This window comes from Streptomyces sp. MRC013 (genome assembly GCF_023614235.1).
Lineage (GTDB): Bacteria > Actinomycetota > Actinomycetes > Streptomycetales > Streptomycetaceae > Streptomyces.
The window spans coordinates 3972659-3996139 of record NZ_CP094264.1; the positions used below are offsets into that span (position 1 = coordinate 3972659).

Sequence of the window (23481 nt, forward strand, 5' to 3'; positions counted from 1 at the left end):
GGTCACGGGTGCTGCTCGCGCAGCGAGGCGAGACCGTAGCGGGCGGCGACGTCGAGGTCCTCGCCGTAGTGGTGCTCCTCCAGCAGCGGCAGGATCTTCGTGCGCCAGGTCCGTTCGAGGCCGCCCTCGCGGTACACGCCCGGCTTCATCAGGTAAGAGGGGCCGATGGCGAAGTCCGGGTCGTCGACGAGGGCGTTGAGGGCGTCGAGGAGACGGGCCGGCTCCGGGTCCCTGCCCTCGCGCTCCAGCCAGCGCGCGAGCAGCCCGGCGGTCGGCTCGGAGCGCGGGGACAGCTCCACGAACGCGAAACGGCGCCGCATCGCCGCGTCGACCAGGGCGATCGACCGGTCGGCGGTGTTCATCGTGCCGATCACGAACAGGTTCGGCGGCAACGCGAAGTCGTCCCCGGAGTAGGTGAGGCGGACGGACCTCGTCCGGTACTCCAGGAGGAAGTACAGCTCACCGAAGACCTTCGCCAGATTGGCGCGGTTGATCTCGTCGACGATCAGGAAGTGCGGGACGTGCCGGTTGCCCTCGCGGGAGGCGAGGTCGGCCAGTTCCCGCAGCGGGCCCGCCGTCAGCCGGAAGGCGACGTCCCTCGTCTCGGGGTCCTCCACGGGCCGGAACCCCTCGAAGAAGTCCTCGTAGGCGTACGAGGGGTGGAACTGCACGATCTTGACCTGCTCCGGGCCGCCGCCGAAGTACTCGGCCAGTCTCATCGCCAGGTACGTCTTGCCCGTGCCCGGCGGGCCGTAGAACACCAGCTGCCGTTCGTCGAGCAGCAGTTCCCGTACCTCCGCCAGCCAGGAGAGGTCGTGGACCAGGAGGTCCGAGGCGAGTTTCCCGGAGACGTCGGGCAGGGTCAGCTCCCGCTGCGCCGGCCGTTCGGCGGCGGGGTGCCCGCCGGTGCCGCCGGGCGCCCCCGGATCCGGTCCTCCCGGATGCCCGGCGAGCCCGTCCAGCGCGTCCAGGACGCCGGTCAGGTCGACGACGTCGTGCTGGACGGACAGCTTCTGCTGCACCTCCTCCGGCAGCTCCTCGTACGCGTGGCTCCGCGGCAGCCAGGCGACGGCCCTGCGCAGATTGGACAGCCCGCCCGGCGACGGGGTCTGCACGGCCTCCCCGGTGATCCGCCCGACGTGCAGCCGGCCGTCGCTGATGGCGGCCACCGCGTCCCCCACGCGCATCTGCGTCAGGAAGGCGTGCAGTTCGTCGACGAGGCCCTGCTTCTGGCTGTACGAGGCCGCCCCCTCGTACCCCTCCTCCACGTGGCGGCGCAGCACGCTCTTGGTCGGATCGGCCTCCTCCAGCGGCGGCAGGTGGGTGCCCGGGAGCGAGACGAACCCCTCCTTCAGCCACGACTGCCGCACCAGGTTGCGCCCGGAGACGTTGGAGCCGCGCACCAGCCACGCCTTGCGCGGGGCACGCCAGCCGGTGGACGGGCGGGCGTCCCGGGGGAGCGCGGTGCGGGGCCCGGGGGCGCCGGGGAGGCGGTCGGAGTGCGGCACGGTGACCCTCCGGAGGGGGACGGGGCCTGCGGGGACGCGCACACTGTACCGAAGTAACGCCAATGAAGCGGATTGGTGCGTTGACTGCGTAAACAGGGGGGTACTTTGGTGGCAGCACGGTGCGCGGCGGGCGGCGCCGGGCCGCTCCGCGGAGGACGGCCACGCGCCGTTCGCGTCCGGCGCCGGCCGTGGGCTGCTGTCGGGGAGCGAGGGGGAGACGATGACCGAGGACCGCGGGACGACCGTGCCCGTGTGGACGCTGGCGACCGGTGACGTCCGGATGCCGGGGCCGACGGCGGGCGAGTCGCTGACGGCCGAGCGCCTGGCCGAACTGCGCGGCGTGCTCGCCGTCCTGGCCGACGAGCCGATCGTCACCCCGGAGAGGCACCCGCTGCCCGCCGGGACGGACCGCGGCCGTGGCATCCCGCTCGACGCCGCGAGCCCCCTGGCCCGGCACCTGTCGCGGTTCATCGCGGAGTCGGCGCGGACTTCCCTCACGGCGGCCAGGGCGACCGCCTCCGGCGAGGGCCTCTACCGCATGGTGGTCCCGGCGAAGGTCGCCGCCCGGTTCGGTCAGGGCCTCGTCCGCCCGATGGCGCCGAAGGCGGCGGCCGGTGGCTTCCACGGCGCACTCGTCGACTCGACGGGCATCGCCGCCCAGGCGACGTTCGTGCCCGTCGGCAGAGCGGCGGCGGGCACGGCCGGCGGGGCCGGTGCGACCGCCGGGGCCGCCGCAGCCGGGGGCGCGGCGCTCACGGTCGCCGCCCCGCTCGTGCTCATGGCCGTGGCGGTGGGGGTGAGCGCGCACGCCGACCAGAGGCGCCGGCAGGCCGTCGAGCACATCACGGAACTGCTGGAGCAGCTCCAGCAGGACAGACTCGACGACGAGCACAGCGCGCTCGACGGCTGCCGCGCCGCCGTCGACAAGGCCACGGCCGTTCTGCTCGACCAGGGCGAGCCCGGTCTCTCGCTGGGACTCGACTCGGCGGTGCACACCCTCGACACGGCGCTGAGCAAGGCCGACACCCGTCTTGCCCGGTGGCAAAGGGCGCTCGACGCGCTGCCCGGGGGCGAGCCCGTCGACCTCGCGACCCTGACGGAGTCGTTCCCCGGCGTCGACGGCCACGGGGGCGCGTTCCGCGCCCACCTCGAACTCGCTTCCCTGGCCATCGCCCTGAAGCGGCGGGTCGTCGTCCTCCAGGCCGTCGAGCACGCCCAGCAGGACCCCGGCAACCCGTTCGGGAACTTCGTCCGCGCACTCCGGCGCGACCAGCGGAGCCTCGACGCACTGGAGTCGGGCATCGCCGCCGTCCTGGTACGCCTGTCCGCACTCGAACTGGCACGCCCGAGCGGCCGGCGCCCCGTCTTCACCACCAACGAGGTCGATCGCCTGCTGCGCGCCGCCCACCACCTCCACCGGCTGGGCGACGGCGTCGCGGTCGACGGCCGCGCGACGGACGTGGCGATCGAGATCGTCCGCGACAAGGACGGCTCGGTGGTGGTGTTCCCGGCGCTGGCCGCGTAGGCGTCGACGCGCCCGCACCCACTCGGTGACCGGTTCCGCCCGCCGCCGCCGGGTGTTCCTCCCGTTCGTCCGTCAAGCGGAGGTCGGCATTGAGACCCACTCCCCTGGTGATGCCCAGCCGCAAGCCCGCGCCGAAGGCCCTACGGCGGGACCGGGGCGGGTCCGTCCGGGACGAGCCGCGCGCCGAGAACCCGCTGGTCTACCGGGCGGTCCTGCCGATCCCCGAGGACGAGCAGGAGCAGATGTTCGCCGGGGCCCGCTCGTGCTTCACCTCCTGGCTGGAGAGCAAGGGGCCGGCGACGCACCTCTCCTCGGGCGTCCACCGGCTCACCGACACCCACACCCTCACCGTGACCGACTCCTACGACGCCGACGGCCACCAGACCGCGCTGCGGCTCCGCCTGCGGGAGAGCAGGGAGGACGGGCGGGAGGGGACCTGGCAGACGACGCTCACGTCCGCTGTCGACCGCGAGTCGAAAGCGGCGTACGTCGGCATCGACCTGGAGCACCACCCCGGTCCGGGCGGACGGCCGGTCACACCGGTCCCTCCCCGGCTCGTCCGTGAGGTCCTCGACCACTTCACCGTGCCGGACGGGACGACCCGGCTCACCACGGCACCCCACCTGATCGGCCCCGACTCGCTCGGCCTGCTCACGTCCGCCCTCACCGACCCGGTCCGGGAGCTGCCGCTGGTCCTGGCGGCGGAGCCGTCCAACCCCGATCCGGCCTGGGAGAAGCTGCTGACGAGGGTCGTCAGGAACCTGGTCGGGATCGCCTCGGTGTTCCGGCTGGGACGGGAGGCCGTCCCCGCCTTCCGGGAGGCGGCCGGAGACCGGCACGGCGTGTTCCCGGGCCAGATCCGCACGTATCTCCCGGAGGTCGCCCTCGGCTCCGCCGAAGACGGTCGGCGCCATCGCGTCCTGGCGTACCGGCGGCTCGGCGATCCGGGGTTCCGCGACGCGGACGTCCGGATCTCCAGGTACCCGCGCCAGCACGCCGTCACCACGCCGCAGCCGTCCCTGCTCGCCGAGTCCGCCTTCCCGGGCATCGAGGAGGTCCTCAAGGACCTGCGCGCGGCACGGTCCCAGAGCGCCGGGTCCTCGGGGGACGAGACCGTCGGCTCCCTGCGTGCCCAGCTGAACGCGGCCCACGAGACGATCGACAGAGCGCTGGAAGAGCTGAGCGAGGCCGCCGGCGCCCGGGACCTGGCGGAGCGCAGCAGGCGCGCGCTCGACGAGCAGCTGCGGGAGGCGACCGACCGCTACGAGGACGAGATCGCCGACCACGACGCCACCCAGGCGCAGTTGTCCGCCCTGCGCCACCAGGTGGCGGTTCTGCAGCAGCGGCTGGTGGAGGCCGGCCGGGCGGAGGACGCCTACACGCCGCCGGCGGAGGAACCGGTGCCGATGTCCTTCGCCGAACTGAACGAACGGGTGCGGGAGCGGATGAGGCACCTTGTCCTGACCTACGACCCGGGCAGGGCGGAGGACCTCGACGACCACATGAAGAGCTCGACCTGGGCGTCGAAGGTGTGGGACGCCCTGCTGGCGCTGGATTCGTACGGGGCGAGCAGCGCCGGCGAGCAGGGGTTCGACGGAACCTTCCGGGATTTCTGCGAGGCTTCCCCGCAGGGCATGCGCACCTACCCGGTGACGCGCGTGGCGATGGTGGAGTCCGACTCCGTGCGCAACGACAGGAAGTTCCGGCGGCAGCGCATGCTTCCCGTGCCGCCGGAGGTCGACGCCTCGGGCCGGGTGTTCATGGAAGCCCACGTGAAGATCGACAACAAGGGGAGGACCGCGCCGCGCGTGCACTTCTACGACGACACGGCGGGCGCCACGGGCAAGGTGGTGGTCGGTTACGTGGGGCCGCACCTGTCCAACACCCGGACGAACTGACCGCTCGGCCGGGCCCGAGTGCTCAGGCCCGGTCGGCGAAGGAGGCTCCCCGATGGGGCTCCGCGCACCCCCGCCCGTGCCGCGGCCGGCGGGAGTTCACCCGGTCCGCAGGCGGGCCGCGCCGTCCGCACCGCTCTCCGGCGGCAGCTCCCGGGCGGCCGGTGCCGGAAGCGGTGCCCCGCTCCCGTGGCGGAGAGGTCGCCGCGGCGTGCGGGGCGACCTGGCGCGGGGGCACAGGAGCACCGCGCGGACGGTCTTGCCGCCGGGTGGGTAGGGGACGCAGTCCCAGTGGTCGGCGAGGGCGGCGACGAGGGCCAGGCCGCGCCCGCCGGGGTGCAGCGCCTCCGGCTCGTCGGCGCCCGTCGCGATCCGCGGGTGGAGCTCCCCCGCGGGCGTCGGTGACCTCGACGCGCAGGCGCCCGGCCGGCTCGTCGAAGGAGAGCGCCAGCCGGAAGCAGCGGCCGGGCACGCGGCCGTGGAGGACGGCGTTCGAAGCGAGCTCCGCGACGACCGGTTCGGCGCGTTCCAGGAGGTCCGGCGGGGCGCCCCAGGACCGCAGTTCGGTCACGGCCAGCAGCCGGGCGAGCCGGGCGCCGCGCCGCGTGGACGACAGCAGTTGCGCGAAGGTGCCGGTGGGGGAGGCGACTCGGGGCGTTGCGTGGTTCATGGTGCCAGCGTGGCGGTGCGGCACGGACGAGGGCGAGCGCCGCGCCCCGTACGCGGGGTCGGCGTACGAGCGCGGAGGGTGCCCGGTGCGTCGGGCGGCCCGCCGGGCCGGGCGCCCGCGCGGGCCGAAGGGCCCGGTCGGCGCGGGCCGACGGGGCCCGATCGGCGCGGTGCGGAGGTCCCGGTGCCCGACTACGAGCAGGGGCAGACCAGTTCGGGCATCGCGCGGTTCGGGGAGCACGTCACCACGGCCAGGGAGAGGAACGAGGGACGGTCGAGGTAGTAGCCGTACGACACGTCGGCGCCCGCGCCCAGGCGCTCGGCGGCGGCGTCCACCAGCCGGGCCAGGCGCGCGGTGTCCCGGTCGCTCTCGAAGGCGAACCGGGGGGCGTACTCGGCCAGCCGCTCCCCGAGCCAGGCCGCCGCCTCCTTCGCCTCGTCCCACGTGCCCCGCACCAGGGAGCGCGGTTTGGCGAGCCAGTACGCCGTCTCCAGGGGCGGCAGGTTCGACCCGGCGAACTCCGCGGCCACCTGGCGGTAGCGCTGGACCAGTTCCGGCCTGCCCTCCGCCGGGGGCGGATCGGGGTGCGGGGGCCGCCGCAGCGCCTCGTCGTCGAGGCGTTCCTTCGCGCCGGTCCACAGGTAGGCGTGGTGGTGCATGGGCTGTTCCTGCTTCGGGGAGCGCCGGCCGGACGCGGGGGGAGGGCCCCGGTCCGGCCGGCTGCGGGGAGTGGGGGGAGGGCGGTCAGGCGCCGAGGCCGAAGCGCGCCGGGTCGACACCGGCCGCGGCCAGCTCCTCGGTGGTGAACCGCAGCGGCTGCGCGTCCGGCCGCTTGCTGTCGCCCAGCGCCCAGGCGCCCTCGCCGATCGGGGCGAGCGTCACGCACCCCTCGGTGCAGGGGCCGCCGCACGCCTTCACGAACGAGGCCCCGCTGATGTCGAGCGCGTACAGGTTGGTTCCGTCGTGCATGTTCCGTACCTTCCACTCGTCTGAACGCGACCGGGACCGGCCGCCGCCGCCCGTGGGGGGCGGGAGTCGACGGGAGAACGCGAGCCGTCCGGGGCTCCCGCCGTCCTGGCTCCGGACGGCGGGAACGGGCGGCGTCAGCCCGCTCTCCCTGACGTCAGAGTGGTGGCTGGACGGGGTGGGGACGAGTCTGGCACCTCGTACGCCGAGTCAGCGTACGGACACGAAGAGTGGACGGTACGCGTGCGGCTCCGCCACGCTGGACGCCGAGCGCGGGGCGGCGTCGAGGAGCCGTCGCCGGCGCGGTACAGCGGAAAGGGGCGGCGGATGGACAGCGTCGAGACGGAGGCGGCCACGGGTGCCGGTGCCCGTGCGGCTTCGGTGGGGGAGGGCGAGCGGGAGCCGCATCCGTCGGACAGCCTGCGGACGTTCGGCGCGTTCGTCCAGGCGCTGCGCGAGCACGCGGGGCTCAGCAGGGGCGACCTCGCCGCCGCCGTCCAGTACTCCAGGCACACCGTGGAGTCGGTGGAGCTGGGCCGCCGGATGCCGGACGAGGCGTTCGTGGAGCGCGCGGAGGAGGCCACGGGCAACACCGGCGCGCTGCGCAGGGCCGCACGGCACCTCACGCGGGGCGAGGCGGGACTCGCCGCGTGGTTCCGGCGGTGGGCCCGCCTGGAGCGGGAGGCGGTGAGCCTGTGCACCTACGAGTGCCGGCTGGTACCGGGGCTGTTGCAGTCGGAGGCGTACGCGCGGGCGGTGTTCGACAACAGCATCCCGCTGCTGACCGACGAGCAGACTGAGGCGCAGGTCGCGGCCCGAATGGAACGGCAGGCGATGCTACGGGAACGGCCGACCGTGCCATTCGGCTTCATCGTGGAGGAGTCGGTTTTCCGACGCGGGCTGGGTGGGACGCAGGTCCAGACGAACATGCTGGACCACGTGCTGGAGCTTACGGCGCCGCGTAACGTAACGCTGCAAGTCGTGCCGCTGCGGTTGGAGTTCCACGGGTGCCTGGACGGACCCGTCCAGTTGGTGGAGACGCCCGAAGGACGACGGCTCGGCTACTCCGAAGGCCAGCAGAACGGGCGGCTGATCTCCGACGTGAAAGAGGTGAGCTTGCTCTGCCGACGCTATGACACACTGCGCTCGCAGGCCCTGAACCCCAGAGAATCCCGGGACCTGCTGGAGCGACTGCGAGGAGAGCTATGAGCAGCGGCACGTCGGAACTCGCCTGGTTCAAGTCCAGCTACAGCGGCACCCAGGGCGACAGTTGCGTAGAGATCGCGATCGCCGAACAGGCCGTCCACGTCCGGGACTCCAAGGACGTGACCCGCCCGGCTCTCGCCGTCGGCCGCGAGGGCTGGGGACGGTTCGTGCGGTACGCGTCGGAGCGCTGAGCGACGTGAGGGCATGCCATCCGCCGGAGTGGCGGATGGCACGCCCTCACCGCGTTCGAAAGCCCTTGGCCTGGTCCGTGGCCGCCTGGCTACGGCTGTGAAGCGGGCGAACACGCCTCTGAGGGCGGAAGCTCGCGCATCTGACGCTGAGGGGCGAGCCGTGGCGGACCCGGTGCCCATGCGGCCAGAATCGCAAAGGTCTCGTCGGCATACCGCAGGCCGTCGCTCCGAGATGCCGGACCCGACTCCGCCCTGGACGAGCGTCTTGCTCCCGCGCAGGGGCGCTAACACGAGCAGCGCCCGCTTGGAGCAACCGAGCCGTCCCCAGAACGAGATCAGTTCACGCCGTCGGGCGCAGGCGAGACAGGGACATGCTCAACCAGCTCGTACGGGACGTTCAGCGTGGAAGGGTACGGAATCAACAGAGCCCCCGGACGGCCGGCAGTGTCGAGTGGAACCGACACCGCCAGCGACCGGGGGCTCCGCCACGTCACCACCCGGCTGAACAGGCCGTGCAGCCCCTCAGAGCGAGGAAGGAAAAGGTGCCGTTACGGGTGAGTTCTTCGAGACCGTGGGGTCGTCTGGGTAGCGGGTAGGTACCTCTGGGGTGGCTTCCATCCGGCATGCGGGGCGCGGGGCGAGGGAGGCCGCCGCGGTCTCCACCACCCGGCCCCCAGCCGTCATTTCCCCCCCTGCTGCGCCTGCCGCGGCAGGGCGTCGCGTCGACTGCTGGGGAGGGAGCCGGTGTCGTCGCGCTGTCAGCCAAAGGTGCGCCGCCACCAGTCCTCGACATCGTGCCAGCGGTCCTCGAACCACTTTCCTACCTTCCGGAAGAACTCGAGGATGTTCTCGACCAGGTTCTCGAAGAACGACTTGATGGCGTCCCAGAGACGGGTGAAGAAAGCGCTGACCTCCTGGTAGGCGGCAACGATCAAGTCTCGGTGTTCGGGGTACTGGTCACCCAGCTTCGACAGCCGCTCGAGCGTCCGGTCCTCACGCGCCTTGAAGTCCGCGATGTTCTTGTCGTGGCGTTCCTTGAGTCGCCTCTGGAACTCCTCCCGGCTCATGCCGGACTTGCCCTGTTCGTGGTCGGCGCGGGAGCCGGCCCAACCGCTGACGACCTCCTTGTTCTCCTCGGTGGCCTTCACCTCGGTGTCCCGGCGGTCGCGGCACACCGCCTGGGCGGCTTCCGGAAGGCTGCGCAGATCAGTTTCCTGAGCGGAGAACATGACGGGATACGACGGCAGTTCTTCGAACTTGCGGTCGGGATTCTTCAACAGGGTGATCCGCGCGATGTTGTGCGCGTGGACCGCTGCCATGGTGGCGTGGAACTCTTCGGCCGTCATCTGTGTCGACGTGGCAGTCATCATAACCTCCTGTTATCGGCTAATCGCGGACTGCGCTTTGATCCTCCCCAGCGGCAGGCTCCGTATCGTCACTCGTTTGGGTGAAGCGAGGTTCGTCAGTTCGCTTCTCCGGGATCGTGCAGGGGTGCGACGAGCTGATCGGTTTCGGCGGTGGTCGCGTCCTCCAGCTCGGCTCCGGCCGGTCCGGGCGTCAAGCAGCTCCGCCAGGTCCTCCGGACCGATGCCGAATCAGGCCTGCGCCCAATACGGCTCTGGTCTCGGCGGCGAGTTCGGCCTGACTGCGGGCGCGGCGCTGCTTGGGCAGGCTGTGCCTGAGGTCGTGGATGAGTTCGCACCAGGTGGGCCACCCCGGGGGCCGGTCAGTCGTGGCGGGGACCCTGACCGGGGGGCGGGGTGAGGGTGGAGCGGTAGTTGCCGCCCTCGCCCTCGACGAGCGGATTCTCCAGGGTGAGACCGGCGGCCGCCATGCGGTCGTACTCGGCGAGGATCAGCTTCTTGGTGCGGTACTCGCCGTGCGCCTTCATGTCGTTGTCGCGGGTGACGTTGAAGGTGTCCAGGATGTAGGCGGCGTCGTCGCGGTCGATCCCGTAGAGGTGGAAGAAGAGGGCGTCCAACTCGGCCCGGATGACAGCACGGCGGTTTTCGTCCCAGCGGAAGGGGGCGCCGCTGTCGCCGAGGTCGTGGGCGAAGGGGGCCATGTCGAATGCCGTGTAGGTGAGTTCGAGGACGCGAGGCGTGATGAAAGGTGCATGCGGTGCGACCTGAGCAGGGGCGATGACCGGGAGCTGGCGGACGGTAAAGAACTTCAGATGAGTTCCTCCGACCTTCTGGCGCGCGGTGAAGTCTAGGACGAAGGAGGACAGGCAAGCCATGAGAGCGGCTACGGGGCCCTCATGAGGCAACATGAGAAGGGTGCTGTCGGGCGTGCCAACGCGAGGGAGAACGAAGTTAATCATTGTCCGCTCGTCACTCGCCCGGCAGATGTCACGCCAGCCGAAGAGCCATTCCCGATCCCAGCCCTTGGCCGCCAAGCGACTGTGGACCCCTGGCTCCATGACGGGCTTGCCGAACTTGTCGACCTTGTCAGTCGAAACATCCTTTTCCGACAACCAGTAGCGCGGCAGCGGTACAGCGGAGGCGTCTTGGTGCTGGTCCACAGTGAAACGCGGAAGAGTGCCAACGGCGAGCTGCTTCTCGGTTGCATTTTCGTATGTCGAGAAGCGGTGGTCGTAATGGTGCAGCATCTTCGCCTCGTACAGCGGTAGCATGCGTGCTCCAGATTTAATGAAGATGTTGCCTTCTAGGTGCCAACCATCGGCGATGAGGTGTTTGCGGGTATGGAACTTGCCCGAGTCCGAATTCATCATGAACATGAGTTGGAACTTCACGCCCCACGGGTTGCCGTCTGCGGCGTTTTCCTTGAAAAGCACCGGAATGCGTCGGTAGATGCCCAGGGTGATTTCCATGTCGCGACGAGAGCGGAAAACGGGGCAGGTTCCGGTATTTGGATTTAGGATTTGGATATCCCGGCCCGTCAGTAGATAAGAGCGTTCCGGAATCTGTCTAGCCTGACGAACTCGGAAGGCGATGGAGATCGGCTCGTCAGGAGAGCCGGAGCCTGCCATGCAAAACAGGGCAAAGTTCACGCTGTGATGGACGCCAGGGAAGACTTTTTCTTCGTTCTCGAAGCTATACAGTGCAACCAGGCGGCCCTGGGTGACTAGATCCTGAAAGAAATATTGATTGAAGGAGTCGGTAGCAATGCCCGAGGGGATGATCTGACCGCTGCGCCCTTGCGGGGTCATGATGGTGCGAGCATGCTCCGTGAAGAGTGAGTACGTGTTAAGTCGCCCAAAGGCTGTCAGTGGGAACCGGCCAGAAGCGTGTGCGAAATGCTTGAACCCGTCATTCTTGCGCTGCTCCTCCTTAAAGCTTGCGTATAGCTCAGGGTTCTCTGTAGCCAGCGAGGTAATCTTTTTGTTACGGGCTGCCATGTTCGCCGCTTCAGCGATATCTGCTCGTTTTGCTGCGAAGAATTCGCGCGCGTCAACCTGTACTTGGTCCCACGGCGGATTCCCCACCACCGCGTCGAACCCCCCGGCCCACCCCGTTCCCGGCTGGACGCCCGCTCCCGACTCCGGGACGGTGAAGACCTCCGGGAACTCCAGGTGCCAGTGGAAGAAGCCGTACTGGTCCCGCAGGCGCAGGATCTCCGCGTGCGTGGCGTCCGGCACGGTCGACTGGTCGCGTCCCCGCAGCGCCCGGAACACCTGGTCCGTCGGGGCCTCCGGTGCGCCCTCCCGCTTGGGCCACACGAACGCGGCGCACCAGGCGTCGGCGGCGTGCAGGTCCTGGACGTACGCCGGGGACTCCACGTACGCCCGGTACGCGGACTCCTGCGCCCGTACCTGCTCCAGGGAGTCCGCCGGGGCGGCGGTGATGCGGGCCAGCTCGGCGGCGTACCGCTCGTTGCCGGGCAGGGTGTCCGTGTCGAACAGCAGCTCGTCCTGGCCGCCCCGCTGGGCCTTGTTCCGCTTGACGAGCCCGGCCGCGTACTTCCTGTCGTCGCCCTCGATCGGCTTGAACGCCTCGTCCGGGACGCCCTCCGCCAGCAGCTTCGGCGTCGCGCCGATCAGGCCGTTGCCCTGCTTGAGGTGGGCGTCGAGGAAGCCGAGCGGCTTGCCCGGCTCCAGGGCCTCCAGCCACAGGGAGACCTTGGCCAGGTCGACGGCCATCGGGTTGAGGTCGACGCCGTAGACGCAGCGCGCGACGACCTCGTGCAGGGCGTGGCGCATGGCGTCGACCGTCGGCTCCGGGGTGCGCTCCCGTACGGACGCCACGCGCTTGGCGATGCGGCGGGCCGAAGCGACCAGGAAGTGCCCGGACCCGCAGGCCGGGTCGCACACCGTCAGCGACAGCAGCTCGTCGACGATGTCGTCCGCCGGGTCGGGGCGGCCGGCCTCCGCCGCCCGCTGCTCGCCGCGCTTGACGGCGTCGTCTATGACCGGGTCGAGCGTCGTGTCCAGCAGGCATTCGATGAGCGAGGACGGCGTGTAGTAACTGCCGGTCGTCTTGCGGCTGTTGCCCGCCACCTCGATCAGTTCGAAGCTGCGGTCCGTCGCCGAGTGCTTCGGCTCCAGCTCCAGCAGCGACTCGTACACCGAGCCCAGCTCCTCGGCGTCCAGGTGCCGGTAGTCGACGGCCCGCCAGCGCCGCGCGCCCGGGTCGCGGACCTGCGCCAGGTGGCGGACCGCGGCGAGCAGCGACTCGTTGGACAGCTTCAGCCCGTCCAGCGGCGCGTCGGCCTCCGTACGGGTGAACAGGCCGCCCAGACCGGGCAGGCCGAGTTCCGGGCGGCCCCCCTCGGTGCCGAGCGCGTCGAGGACGATCCGCAGCGCCTCGTACTGGTCGCCGTGGGCCGTGCCCTGCCGCCGCCGGGCCCGCTCCCGCAGCCGCGCCGACGAGAAGTAGCGTTCGTACGCCTCCCGCCGCCGCTCATCGGCGTTCGGGTCGAGCAGGGCGTCCCGGTCCTCGGCGACGAACACGAACAGCAGCCGGTAGACGAGCCGCAGCAGGGCGTCCCGGAGGGCCTTCGGGTCGACGTCCTCGCGCAGCCGGGCGTTCTCCGGGTGCCGCAGGAAGCCGGTGCCGAGCACGGTCAGCGCGTTCTGCACGCCCAGCCGCAGCTGGTCCAGCGCGCGGGCGCCCGACGTGACGGCCTCCGCGCGCCACTTCTCCAGCCAGCACCCCGAAGGCGCCGCGCCCTCCGGCACCGCGAACCGGGAGGCGTGCAGCAGGCTGTACAGCAGGACGAACTCGCTGAACAGCTCCCCGTCGAAGACCGCCTCCAGGTCGAACTCGACGTACGCCGCGGTGGAGAAGGACGACGAGTCGCGCAGCAGGCGCAGGCGGCGGCCGTTGGTGAGGACCGCCCACAGGTGGGCCTCGGTGCGGTTGAGGCAGTCCTGCACCATGGACTGGGGCGGGACCCGGCCGGGGGCCGGGCGCTTGTCCAGCTCCTGGTTCCAGGGGATCAGGTGGAGCAGCGCCGGGCCGTGGCGGTGGGAGACGGGGAAGCGCCTCTCCGGGTCGGAGTCGGCCGGGACGCCCGCCGCGCCGACCTCCGTCAGGGCGCCGAAGTCCAGCTTGCGGAAGAGCTGGGCGAGCCAGTCGGTGCCGGCCCGGCCGGTCGGGTCGGCGGCGGGCGCGCCCGTGACCGGGTCGGAGGGCAGGGCGGCGCGCAGGTCGCGCCAGAGCGGCTTGAGGTACTCCCAGGCGCGTTCGGCCTCGTCCCGCACGGGCACGGACGCGGGCAGGCCGTAGTCGGCGGGCCTGGTGCCCGGCAGGTTCCGCGCCTCGGCGACGCGCAGCAGCATGTCGGCGGGGAGGAGCCCGCCGACCGTGGTGACGGCGGTGAAGGCCGGGGCGGTGCGGGTGGCGGCGGACATCAGGCTTCGGCTCCGGGGACGGTAGAGGCGGCGGGCGGCAGGTACACGTACACGCCGAGGACGTCGGCGGGTTCCTGCGGGACGACCTTCAGGCCGCGGACGATCTCCTCGTTGGCCCTGCGCACCCGGCGGTGCGAGGCGTCGAGTTCGTCGGCCAGGCGGGTGCCATACCCGGTGAGGTGGGCGGCGAGGCCGGGCAGGCCCTCCAGGGCGCCGGTGACGGCGTTGCGGGCGGCCAGCTCGTGGGTGTTGGCGGTGGCGCGGGCGCCGAGGAGCGCGGCGGCCGCGTCGTCGTCCAGCCAGCGGGCGCGCTGCGGCAGGCCCTCGTAGGCGAGCAGGCGGGCGTCCTCCGCGACGATCCGCCGCTCGCCGGTGCGGGACGGCAGGGTGAGGTGGAAGCGGTAGCGGACCAGGAGCAGCGTGGTGCGGACGGTGACCGCGTCCGTGGTGACCACGCCGCAGCGGCGGGCCGGGCGGGGCCCGGGCGCCCGCGCGTCGAGCGCCGAGTCCAGGACGTACGAGGCGAGGGCGCCGATCGCCGGATCGGTGCGGACCAGGGCGGCCTCGCCGCGCCCGACCGCCGGGGTCGTCCGGAACGGGATCTCGCGGTCCTCCTCGACGACCCGGTTGCCCAGCGCGGCCGCGAGCGCGTCGCGCAGCCCCGCCGGGGCGCCGCCGACCTGCGCGGTGAAGTCGCCGCTGCCGTCGCGGGGGTCGCGGACCAGGGCGTCGAGGTCCCGCAGCGCCTCCAGCGCGAACCCGCGCACCTCCCGGGCCCCGCCGAGCGCGGCCCGTACGGCGGCGACCTCGCGGGCCACCTCCTCCGGGTGGACGGCACGCTGGGCGTACTTGGAACGGGACGTCTTCTCCCGCTCGGCGGCCGAGCTCCACTCCCGCTCGACGCGGTCGAAGGACTCCTGGTGGCCGTCCATCTCGAACAGGCTCTCCTGGCTGCCCTGCCGCCCGTGCAGCAGCAGCCACTCCACCACGGCGTCGGTGACGCCGGACGCGGTCTCGTCGGGGACGGAGACGGAGATGCCGAGGTCCTTCTTGATCTGGCGGTGCTTCCTGAACAGCACGTCCAGGACCTTGCCGTCGATGCCGTTGTCCTCGCCGTACATGGTGATCACGCGGACCTGGTCGCGCTTCTGGCCGTAGCGGTCGACGCGGCCCTCCCGCTGGTCGTGGCGGGTGGGGTTCCAGGCCAGGTCGTAGTGGACGACGGCGTCGAAGTGGTGCTGGAGGTTGACGCCCTCCGACAGGCAGTCGGTGGCGATCAGCACGCGCCGCGCCGCCGGGTCGTCGCCCGCGTCGGCGGCGAGCTGCTCGATCCGCTCCAGGCGCTGCTGCGGGGAGAGGGTGCCGGTCACGGCGGCGATCGTCGTCTTCCTGCCGAGCCTGCCCTCCAGCTGCCCGGCGAGGTACTCGGCGGTGGGGATGTAGCGGCAGAAGACGATCGGGTGGTAGCCGTCGGCGATCAGGGCCTTCAGGTGCCGGGTCAGCGCCTTCAGCTTCGCGTCCTCGGCCGGGCCGGTCAACCGCTCGGCGCGCCGGGCGAGTTCGAGGAGGCGGGCGCCCGCCTCCTCCGACTCGGCGGCGCCGGGCGCGACGTCCATGCCCTCCAGCCGGCCGTCGTCGGCGGAGTCGGCGGCCACCGGGGCGCCCAGCACGTCCGCCTCGTGCGCGGTGCGGGCGGCGGCGGACTCGGAGCGGGTCCTCAGGGTCTGCGCGGCAGCGGCCGGGGAGGACACCATGGAGCGCAGCAGCGCGATCACCGACCACCAGGCGATCCTGGCCTCCCGCCTCCCCCGCTCGCCGGCCGCCTCGACGCGGTCGCGGGCGTAGGCGATGGCGTCGTCCAGCAGCGCCCGGTAGGCGGGCGTCAGCCGGTACGGCTCGTCCTTCGTCCAGCGGTCGGACGGGAACGCGGTCCGCTCGGCCAGGGAGTCGTCGGCGAGGCCGTCCTCCCTGGTGAGGTAGGTGCGGACGTCGGCGCGCTTGCGGGCCACGAAGTGCTCGGCGAGCTTCGCCCGCCCCGCCGCCGTCTCCAGGTCCAGCGCGGCCAGTTCGGGCCGCACCAGGCCCAGCAGGTTGCGGAACGCGGACTCCTTGCCGGAGTGCGGGGTCGCCGTCAGCAGCAGCAGGTGGCGGTCGGCGTCGGCGGAGACCCTCCGCAGCAGCTCGTGGCGGAGCTGGTCCGTCGCGCAGGACGCGCCGCCCTGCGCGGGGTCGTCGGCGGCCACGCAGGTGTGCGCCTCGTCGACGATCACCAGGTCGGGGCAGTGCCTGACGAAGTCCTCGCGGTGGCGGATCGACTTGATGAAGTCCGTCGAGACGATCGTGAACGGGTGCCGGTCGAACAGGGACCGGCCCAGCTCCAGGTCGCGCTCCAGACGCGGCACCGTGGAGGAGAGGACCAGCTCGGCGTCGATGCCGAACTTCTCCCGCAGCTCGCCCTGCCACTGCTCGGCCAGCGCGGGCGAGCACAGCACCGCCAGCCGGGTCGCCTCGCCCTGCGCCAGCAGTTCCTTGGCGATCAGGCCCGCCTCGACCGTCTTGCCGATGCCGACGTCGTCCGAGATCAGCAGCCGTACGGTGCGCTGCCGCAGCGCCATCAGCAGCGGCACCAGCTGGTAGGCGCGGGGCTCCACGGCGATCGACGCCAGCGAGCGGAACGGGCCCGCGCCGGACCGGAACCCGATGCGCAGCGCCGTGCGCAGCAGGCCCGCGGCGCGCTGGTCGCCCAGGTCGGCCGGACTCGGCGGCGCGAACTCGGCCGGACGCACCTCCTCGAACGCGGGGAAGACGGCCGCGACGTCGTCCTCGCCGCCGCCCAGCGGGCGCAGCACCAGCATGTCGGGGGCGCTCTCGGGCAGCACCACCCATTCCCGGCCACGGGCGGCGACCAGCGAGCCGGCGGTGTACGTGGGGCTCATGAGATGTCTCGGTTCCTCGGGGTCGGCGGGGTGCGGCGGTCAGCGCAGGCGGAAGTAGGCGGCGTTGCGGTCGACGACGGTGCCCCAGTCCGCGTCCGCGGGGAAGCGCAGGACGTCCCAGCCGGCCTCCTGCAGGCGGTAGCCGGCCTCGGCGTCGCGGGTGGGGTCGGCCGGCCGGCCGGGAACGTCGACGAACACCGCGAGATCGGCGCCGTCCAGGTGGAAGACCAGGTCGGGGCGTGCGTCCGCCCCGGCGACGAAGGCGTCGACCTCGTCCGGAAGCCGGTAGCCCTTGGCCTTCAGCCAGCCGAGCAGGTCGCCCTCGGCGACGAGCGCCGCCAGATCGGCCTCCACCGGGGTCGGCGAGGCGGCGCCGCGGGAGGCGCCCGCCGGGGCGAGCCTGCGGAACGCCTCGCTGCGGGACTCCCCGCGGTCCTCCCGCTCGGTGCGCGCGCCGGCCAGGCGCAGCAGCAGCGGCCGGGCGGCGTGCCGGCTCAACTGGCGGTGGTGCCCCTGGTTGGCGTAGGTCAGCAGGCAGGTGTAGCAGCCGCGGGCGCACTTCTCGTGCTCCGCCGGCCCGCCCAGGTCCTCGCCCGTCCCCGGGTCGAAGTGGCAGATCTCCAGCGCCGTCCGGGCGGCCTCGGCGAGGGCGCCCCGCTCGTGCTGGATCCGGCGCAGCACACCGGCGCCGCCCTCGGCGGCCTCCGTGAACAGCAGGCGGCGGCGCGGGCCGTCGTCGGGCGGCAGCAGCTCCGCCGTCAGCTCGGAGTCCTCCAGCTCGAACGCCGCCTCGACGCCCCGCTCCAGCGCGTACATGAACGACAGCGCCACCGGCTCCGGCTGCGGCTCGTCCAGCGTCACCACGAGGATGTTGCGGCGGTCCTCCACGTACGGCAGGACCCGCTTCTTGCGGCGCTTCTCGTTGCCGTCCTCGTCGACCACCGGCATGCCGGTGCCCTCGATGGCGTCCGCGGCGGCCCGGTCGTTGAGCCAGCGGCCGTCGCCCAGGTCCAGCCAGTAGCCGTCCGGCTCGCCCTCCTTGTCGCGGACCCGGCCGAGGTTGGTGATCCGGACGGTCGCCGAGTCGCCGTAGTCCAGGTCCAGGACGGGGGCGCCGCCCGCGTCGGTGACGTGCGAGGTGAGGCGGCCCTTGCGGGCGCCGTGGTCCTGGAAGGCGTACGACGTCTCCAGGCGGAAACCGGCCCGGCGGCGCTCCTCCTCGTCGGAGGAGATCCGCTCGCGCGGCGTCGTGTACACGGTGTGCAGGTGGAGCAGGCCGGTGCGCTTGCCCCGCAGCGGCTCCCCGCACATCGCGCACAGGTCGGAGCCCGCCTTCACGTCGTGGTGGTAGCCGCAGCCGTCGCACCGCCGCGCCTCCGCCGTCGCCAGGTCGCCCGAGGCGTCCGGCGGCAACTGGACCCGGGTGACCTGGTAGCGGGCGCCCTCGTGGTAGATGAGCGCGCCGGGCCCGAACTCGCGGATCGCGAGGAACCGGGGACGCTGCAGGTAGTCCCCGTCGGCGTTGCGGCGGTTGCCGGAGCGCGGGACGTACGCGGCCAGCGGGAGCCGAGGGAAGCTGTAGCCGGGCAGGAACCCCTCGGACGCCAGGTAGCGGTACGGGTTGAAGTCGCTCATCACCGACTTGCTGTCGGCGGAGCGGTTCAGCAGCAGGTTCGTCTGCGTCTCCGCCTCCCGGCGGCGGGTGCGCGCCCGGCCCTGCTCACCGGGGGAGAGGGTGTGGTCGACGACCCGCTTGTTCTGCTCGTACTGGTCGATGACGGCCGCCCGGAACAGGTCCCGCCACCGGTCGAAGGACTCGTCGAACTTCTCGGGGGCCCGCCCGATCCGGTCCTCGATCCACTCGTCGTACCACCAGGTGGTGGACTCGAAGTCCGCGACCAGCGGGGCCAGGACGGTACGGGCGGCCTCGACCGCGCGACGGCGGGCGCCCTCGTCCAGGGACAGGTCGCGGATGTGGGACAGGAGCGGCAGCGGCATCAGCGGATCGGGGCGGTCGCCCGCGTCGGGGTCGTAGGCGACGTCGACGACGTCCGGGATCGCGGTGCCGAGCCTCATGCCGGTCTCCGCCAGCCAGATGCCCTGCAGGTGGGAGCGGACCAGGTCCTCGTTGGCGAGGTCCAGGCGCGGCGGCGCCACCTGCCCCGCCACCATGTCCTGGGAGCGGCGGAAGTAGTACTGGTCGTGGCTGTTGCCCGTCGCGCAGTACGTGGTCACCAGCGCCGGCTGGCCGGAGCGGCCCGCCCGGCCCGAGCGCTGCGCGTAGTTCGCCGGGGTCGGCGGCACGTTGCGCATCATCACCGCGTTGAGCGACGAGATGTCCACGCCCAGCTCCATCGTCGGCGAGCAGTACAGCAGGGGCAGTTCGGCGTCGCGGAACCGCCTCTCCCGCTCCAGCCGGTCCTCCGGGGCGACCTGCGCGGTGTGCTCCCGCGCGTACAGGCCCGCCAGGTCGGCCGCCGCCGTGCGGTACAGGTCGCGGAAGAACGGGTTGACCCGCGGCCCCTCGCCGCTGCTGTAGGTGCGCGCCAGCGGGTCGACCGCGCCCCGCTCGCCGTCGCCGGCCCGCCACACCAGGGCGGCGGCCGACACGCGGTAGCCGGTGCGCTTCCCCGCCGCGCGGCGGCGGAAGGCCGGGCCGGAGCGCTCCGGGGCGGCCTCCACCTCGCGCACCAGGTCCGCGTCCCGCAGCACCTTCAGCAGGTCCTCGATGACGCACCGGACGTCGTCCGGGGAGGCGTCGCGCAGCTCCGGCACGTTGCGCCGCAGGTACCTGCCGAACTTGCCGCGCGCCGACAGGAACAGCGCGGAACGCTCCATGCCCGGCCGCGAACCGTAGGGGTAGGCGGTGCCGACGGCCGGCTGGTCGGAGTCGCCCAGCACCCACGGCCCGGTCAGGCGCTCCTCGCTCGCCCGCCGCAGGGCGTCGAAGTCGTCGCGGAAGTACTGCACGTCGATGGCGAGGGCCCGCCGCATGTGGTCGAGCAGCGTACGGCCGACCTCCTCGCGGAGGGCCGGGTCGGCGTCGCGCAGCACGGCGTGCGAGGACCGCCAGCGGTCGGGCCGGGCGGCGACCCAGTCCAGGTCCTCGTAGTCGATCCGCAGCAGGCCCGTCTGCTCCAGGTTCGGCATCGTGACGCGCCAGCCCCGCTCCAGGTCGCGGTAGAGGCGGTACCCGACGACGTCCCGGAACACCTTCGCCGCCCGCCGCTCCATGGACGGGGGCAGGTCCGCACCCGCCGCGTACTCGCGGGGCCGCAGCCCCATCACCGCGGTGACGGCCTCGGCGAGGTCGTCGTGGCGCAGCCCCTCCCCGCCCGCCCGCACCGCGGCCTCGTACAGCGCGCCGCGCACCTGGGTGACCTGGGCGAAGTCGTTGAAGTGCCCGGCCTGCAGCGAGGCGTCCTGCCGGTTGTCGACGAAGGTGAGGAGCTTGCGCGCCTCCCTGCCCAGGCTCGCCTCAGGCACCGCCCGCAGCGACTTCACGATCGACGCGGAGATCAGCGAGGTCGCCGAGGAGCGGCCCTCCTGGTCCAGGGTGGCGAGCTTGGCGAAGTCCCGGCCGCGCGTCTGCTCGTAGGAGACCTGGCAGTGCACGCAGAAGAGGAACGGCGCCGGCACGAACGCCGCCACCAGGCCGCCCTCGCCCGACTCGCTCCCGTACGCGTCCACGACCACGCGCCTGGGCACCCGCGGCCGGTAGGACTTCCTGACGACCGTCACACCCTGCGCGTCCGGCTCCAGCCACGACTCCGGGAGCCGCCGGTCGTCCACGGCCTTCTGCGGGTCGGCCGGCCACTCGTAGTCCTCACCGGGTGTCCCCAGGTACAGGTAGCCCTCGCCCTCGCGGCCCCCGGAGGCCGAGGTGTCCCGGCGCGGCTCGTACCGGAACGCGCCCCGCTCCTCGGTGCGCCACACGGTCAGGTACTCCTGGCCGCACTCGCGGCAGAACGCCAGCGGGAACAGCGGCTTGCCGCCGCTGTCCGGCTGCTCCAGCTGGTAGGTGCGGGTCAACGGCCGGGTGAGCGGGTCCTCCAGCGTCGTGTGGACGGTGTCGCCCTTGGAGAGGAACTGGTGCAGCCGGAACGCGAACAGCGGCCGCTCCGTCACCGGGTGCCTGGCCTGCGCGCCCGCCTCCAGGGTCGCCCGGATCGCCTCGCGCACGCTCTCCTCGGCCACGCCGGACGCGGCGGCCAGCTCGGCCGCCGCCTCCTCGACGGTGCCCGGCGCGCGGCGGCGCAGCCGGCCCGTGCCCTCCTCGCGCTCCAGCCCGAACCGCGACTCCACCCAGCGGGCCAGCGGGTCCCTCGTCAACGCCTCGTACGAGCGGGGCGCCGCCGGCACCCGGAGCCGTTCGGCGGGCACCGACCCGGGCGCCTCGTCGGTCGCCCGGACCAGGGTCTCGCCGATGACCCGCTCCGGCAGCACGGTCGTGCCGAACAGCCGGCCGGCGACCTTGGCGACCTCGCGCCGCTGGTCCTCCCAGGAGCCCTCGGTGGACATGGTCGCCGAGGTGCCGATGCACTGCAGGGACGCCGACGCCCGGCAGGCCTCGCGGACCCGGCGGATCAGGAACGCCACGTCCGCGCCCTGCCGGCCCCGGTAGGTGTGCAGCTCGTCGAAGACGAGGAACCGCAGCCCCTCGGCCATGCGGATCAGGCTGGACCGGTCGTCCGGCCGGGTCAGCATCAGCTCCAGCATCACGTAGTTGGTCAGCAGGACGTCCGGGGGGTTCCTGCGCAGCTCGCGGCGCTCCTCGGCGGACTCCTGGCCGGTGTAGCGGGCGAAGGTGACCGGTTCGCGGCCCTTCCCGAAGCCGTGGCGCAGGTACTTCTCCAGCTCCCCGAGCTGCGAGTTGGCCAGCGCGTTCATCGGGTAGACGACGATCGCCCGCACCCGGCCCCCGGCGTCCGGGCCGGCCGCCTCGCGCTCCCTCAGCACCCGGTCCACGATCGGCACGATGTACGACAGCGACTTGCCGGAACCGGTGCCGGTGGTCAGGACGTAGGAGTCGCCCGCCCGCGCGGCCTCGATCGCCTGCCGCTGGTGGAGGTGGAAGGTCAGCGGCCGGCCGTCCGGGCGCGGCGAGGTCTCCTTCTTCCCCGCCTGGAAGATCTCCGCGCACCGGGGGTGCAGGACGCCGTCCCGTACGAGGTCGGTGACCTGGCCGCCGTCGGCGAAGAACGGGTTCAGCGACAGCCAGGGGTCGGGCCACTGCGACTTCGCCTTCAGGTCGTCCGCGACGAAGCCCTCGATCCGGGCGTCCCGGATCACCGTCCCGCTCCTGGTGAAGCTCTCGTACTCGGCGATCAGGTCGGCGTGGATGCCGAAGACGTCCATCGCCTCGGGCAGGCGCCGCTGCCTGCGCGGCACGGGCGCGGGCGCGGCGGGGACCCGCTCGGGGAGCAGGGCGCGCAGCCGCGCCACCGGGTCCGCCGCCTGCCAGTGCGGGGCGAGCAGGGAGGCCGTGCCGTCCGGCGCGAGCGCGAGCGGGACCAGCACCTCGCGGACCAGGGCGGCGTTCTCCGGCCGCAGCTCGGCGTCCTTCTCCAGCAGGCGCTCCACCAGCCGGACCAGCCCGGCGGGCAGGTCCGGGCGCACCAGGGTCAACCGCGGCGGCCGCTCGTGCTGGTGCTGCCGGGAGAGCTCGTACGGGGTCCTGGCGGAGAACGGGGGCCGTCCGATCAGCAGCTCGTACAGGATGCAGCCGAGCGCGTAGAGGTCCGCCGAGGCGGAGACCCGCTCGGCGCGGAACTGCTCGGGTGCCATGTAGCGGGCCGTGCCGACGCTGACGCCCGTGCTGGTCAGCCGCGTCTGGTCGGGGTCGTCGACGATCGAGCCCATGCCGAAGTCGAGGATCTTGACGGTGCCGTCGCCGGTCAGCATCACGTTGGCCGGCTTCAGGTCGCGGTGGACGACCCCGGCGGTGTGCGCGGCGGTGAGGCCGGCGGCGACCTGCGCCCCGATCGCGGCGACCCAGGAGACCGGGAGCTGGGGCTCCTCGTCGACGAGGTCGGCGAGCGGATGCCCGTCCAGCAGCTCCATGGCCAGGTAGGGCAGCCCGCCGCCGCCCGGGGCGTCGTCCACGCCGCCGTCGACCAGCAGGGTGAGGTTCGGGTGGCCCTGGGAGAGCATGCGCATGATCCGCACCTCGCGGCGGAAGCGGTCGATCTCCTTGCCGGACCCCGAGGCGTCGACCGCGACTCCGGTCCGGCCGCGCAGGACGGTCTTGACCGCGACCTCCCGGAGGGGGGAGTCCGGGTCGGCCCGGAGGTCCTCGGCCCGGTGCACCTCGCCCATGTTCCCGCGCCCCACGGCCCCCGTGATCCGGAACCGTCCGCCGACCGTCACCAAGTCCACTGCCCTTCCCCGTTCACCCGTCGTGTACAAGGTGGTCACACCACGCGAGAGAGCGTACACCTTGACGCGCCGCCGAGCGTCGCACGGGCTCGTTGACGATGTCAACGTGAAATCGGGTCGGTGTGCGGGACGAGGCGGTGCCGTTCGCCGGGGCGGAGCAGCCCGGCCGGCGGTACGGGCCGCGTCGATCCTCGGGGAAGGCCGCCCGAACCCGCGGCGACCCCGCGCGCCGGACGCCCGGGTGCCCGGATGCCTGGGAGTTCGGGTGCCTGGGCACCTGGGTGTCCGTGGCGGGGCGGGTCGGGTGCGGATACCGGTGCGGAAGCCGGGCGCCGCTTGCCGTCGTGGACGCCGCACACGTGGTGGGCCGGGGCGAAGGCGCGTACCGCCG

General features: G+C 72.7%; 11 protein-coding genes. 4 read left to right on the forward strand and 7 right to left on the reverse strand.

What is annotated here, in order from left to right; all coding sequences use genetic code 11:
• Window positions 1-2: 2 nt before the first annotated feature.
• Window positions 3-1508, reverse strand: coding sequence for an AAA family ATPase (locus LUW75_RS18110; protein WP_250336547.1), 1506 nt, complete (start codon window positions 1506-1508; stop codon window positions 3-5).
• A gap of 220 nt (window positions 1509-1728) precedes the next feature.
• Between LUW75_RS18110 and LUW75_RS18115 the strand changes: the two genes are divergently transcribed.
• Complete coding sequence (locus LUW75_RS18115; RefSeq protein ID WP_250336548.1) at window positions 1729-3033, forward strand: hypothetical protein; 1305 nt, start codon at window positions 1729-1731, stop codon at window positions 3031-3033.
• Between the two features lie 110 nt (window positions 3034-3143).
• Window positions 3144-4931, forward strand: a complete 1788-nt coding sequence (locus tag LUW75_RS18120) for a coiled-coil domain-containing protein (protein WP_250336549.1) — start codon at window positions 3144-3146, stop codon at window positions 4929-4931.
• Window positions 4932-5789: 858 nt separating this feature from the next.
• Here LUW75_RS18120 and LUW75_RS18130 read toward each other — a convergent pair.
• Window positions 5790-6257 carry a hypothetical protein gene (locus tag LUW75_RS18130; RefSeq protein WP_250336550.1) on the reverse strand — a complete coding sequence of 156 codons (468 nt, stop codon included), beginning with the start codon at window positions 6255-6257 and terminating at the stop codon, window positions 5790-5792.
• Window positions 6258-6342: 85 nt separating this feature from the next.
• The gene (locus LUW75_RS18135; protein ID WP_250336551.1) at window positions 6343-6567 is read right to left on the reverse strand and encodes a DUF397 domain-containing protein; all 225 of its coding nucleotides are present in this window, start codon (window positions 6565-6567) and stop codon (window positions 6343-6345) included.
• Window positions 6568-6891: 324 nt separating this feature from the next.
• On the opposite strand from LUW75_RS18135, the gene LUW75_RS18140 reads away from it, so the two are divergent.
• Together LUW75_RS18140 and LUW75_RS18145 are read left to right on the forward strand one after the other, a co-directional pair.
• A complete protein-coding gene (locus tag LUW75_RS18140; protein WP_250336552.1) occupies window positions 6892-7773 on the forward strand; it encodes a helix-turn-helix domain-containing protein in 882 nt (293 codons plus the stop codon).
• Window positions 7770-7961 (forward strand): DUF397 domain-containing protein, encoded by a 192-nt coding sequence (locus LUW75_RS18145; RefSeq protein ID WP_250336553.1) that lies wholly within the window; start codon window positions 7770-7772, stop codon window positions 7959-7961. Before LUW75_RS18140 ends, LUW75_RS18145 begins: the two co-directional genes overlap by 4 nt.
• Window positions 7962-8719: 758 nt before the next feature.
• Here the strand turns inward: LUW75_RS18145 and LUW75_RS18150 are convergent.
• From LUW75_RS18150 to LUW75_RS18165, 4 genes are all read right to left on the reverse strand, one after another.
• Window positions 8720-9307 (reverse strand): hypothetical protein, encoded by a 588-nt coding sequence (locus LUW75_RS18150; RefSeq protein ID WP_250336554.1) that lies wholly within the window; start codon window positions 9305-9307, stop codon window positions 8720-8722.
• Between the two features lie 380 nt (window positions 9308-9687).
• Window positions 9688-13776, reverse strand: coding sequence for an Eco57I restriction-modification methylase domain-containing protein (locus LUW75_RS18155; protein WP_250336555.1), 4089 nt, complete (start codon window positions 13774-13776; stop codon window positions 9688-9690).
• Window positions 13776-16712 (reverse strand): DEAD/DEAH box helicase, encoded by a 2937-nt coding sequence (locus LUW75_RS18160; protein ID WP_250336556.1) that lies wholly within the window; start codon window positions 16710-16712, stop codon window positions 13776-13778. Before LUW75_RS18160 ends, LUW75_RS18155 begins: the two co-directional genes overlap by 1 nt.
• A gap of 39 nt (window positions 16713-16751) precedes the next feature.
• The gene (locus LUW75_RS18165) at window positions 16752-23090 is read right to left on the reverse strand and encodes a protein kinase domain-containing protein (RefSeq protein WP_284453846.1); all 6339 of its coding nucleotides are present in this window, start codon (window positions 23088-23090) and stop codon (window positions 16752-16754) included.
• Between the last annotated feature and the right edge of the window lie 391 nt (window positions 23091-23481).

Excerpts from the sequence above, each read along its gene's own strand:
- LUW75_RS18115 (WP_250336548.1), top strand. The coding sequence starts at position 1,729 with ATGACCGAGGACCGCGGGACGACCGTGCCCGTGTGGACGCTGGCGACC.
- LUW75_RS18130 (WP_250336550.1), bottom strand. The coding sequence starts at position 6,257 with ATGCACCACCACGCCTACCTGTGGACCGGCGCGAAGGAACGCCTCGAC.
- LUW75_RS18120 (WP_250336549.1), top strand. The coding sequence starts at position 3,144 with ATGCCCAGCCGCAAGCCCGCGCCGAAGGCCCTACGGCGGGACCGGGGC.
- LUW75_RS18145 (WP_250336553.1), top strand. The coding sequence starts at position 7,770 with ATGAGCAGCGGCACGTCGGAACTCGCCTGGTTCAAGTCCAGCTACAGC.
- LUW75_RS18135 (WP_250336551.1), bottom strand. The coding sequence starts at position 6,567 with ATGCACGACGGAACCAACCTGTACGCGCTCGACATCAGCGGGGCCTCG.
- LUW75_RS18150 (WP_250336554.1), bottom strand. The coding sequence starts at position 9,307 with ATGACGGCCGAAGAGTTCCACGCCACCATGGCAGCGGTCCACGCGCAC.
- LUW75_RS18140 (WP_250336552.1), top strand. The coding sequence starts at position 6,892 with ATGGACAGCGTCGAGACGGAGGCGGCCACGGGTGCCGGTGCCCGTGCG.
- LUW75_RS18160 (WP_250336556.1), bottom strand. The coding sequence starts at position 16,712 with ATGAGCCCCACGTACACCGCCGGCTCGCTGGTCGCCGCCCGTGGCCGG.
- LUW75_RS18155 (WP_250336555.1), bottom strand. The coding sequence starts at position 13,776 with ATGTCCGCCGCCACCCGCACCGCCCCGGCCTTCACCGCCGTCACCACG.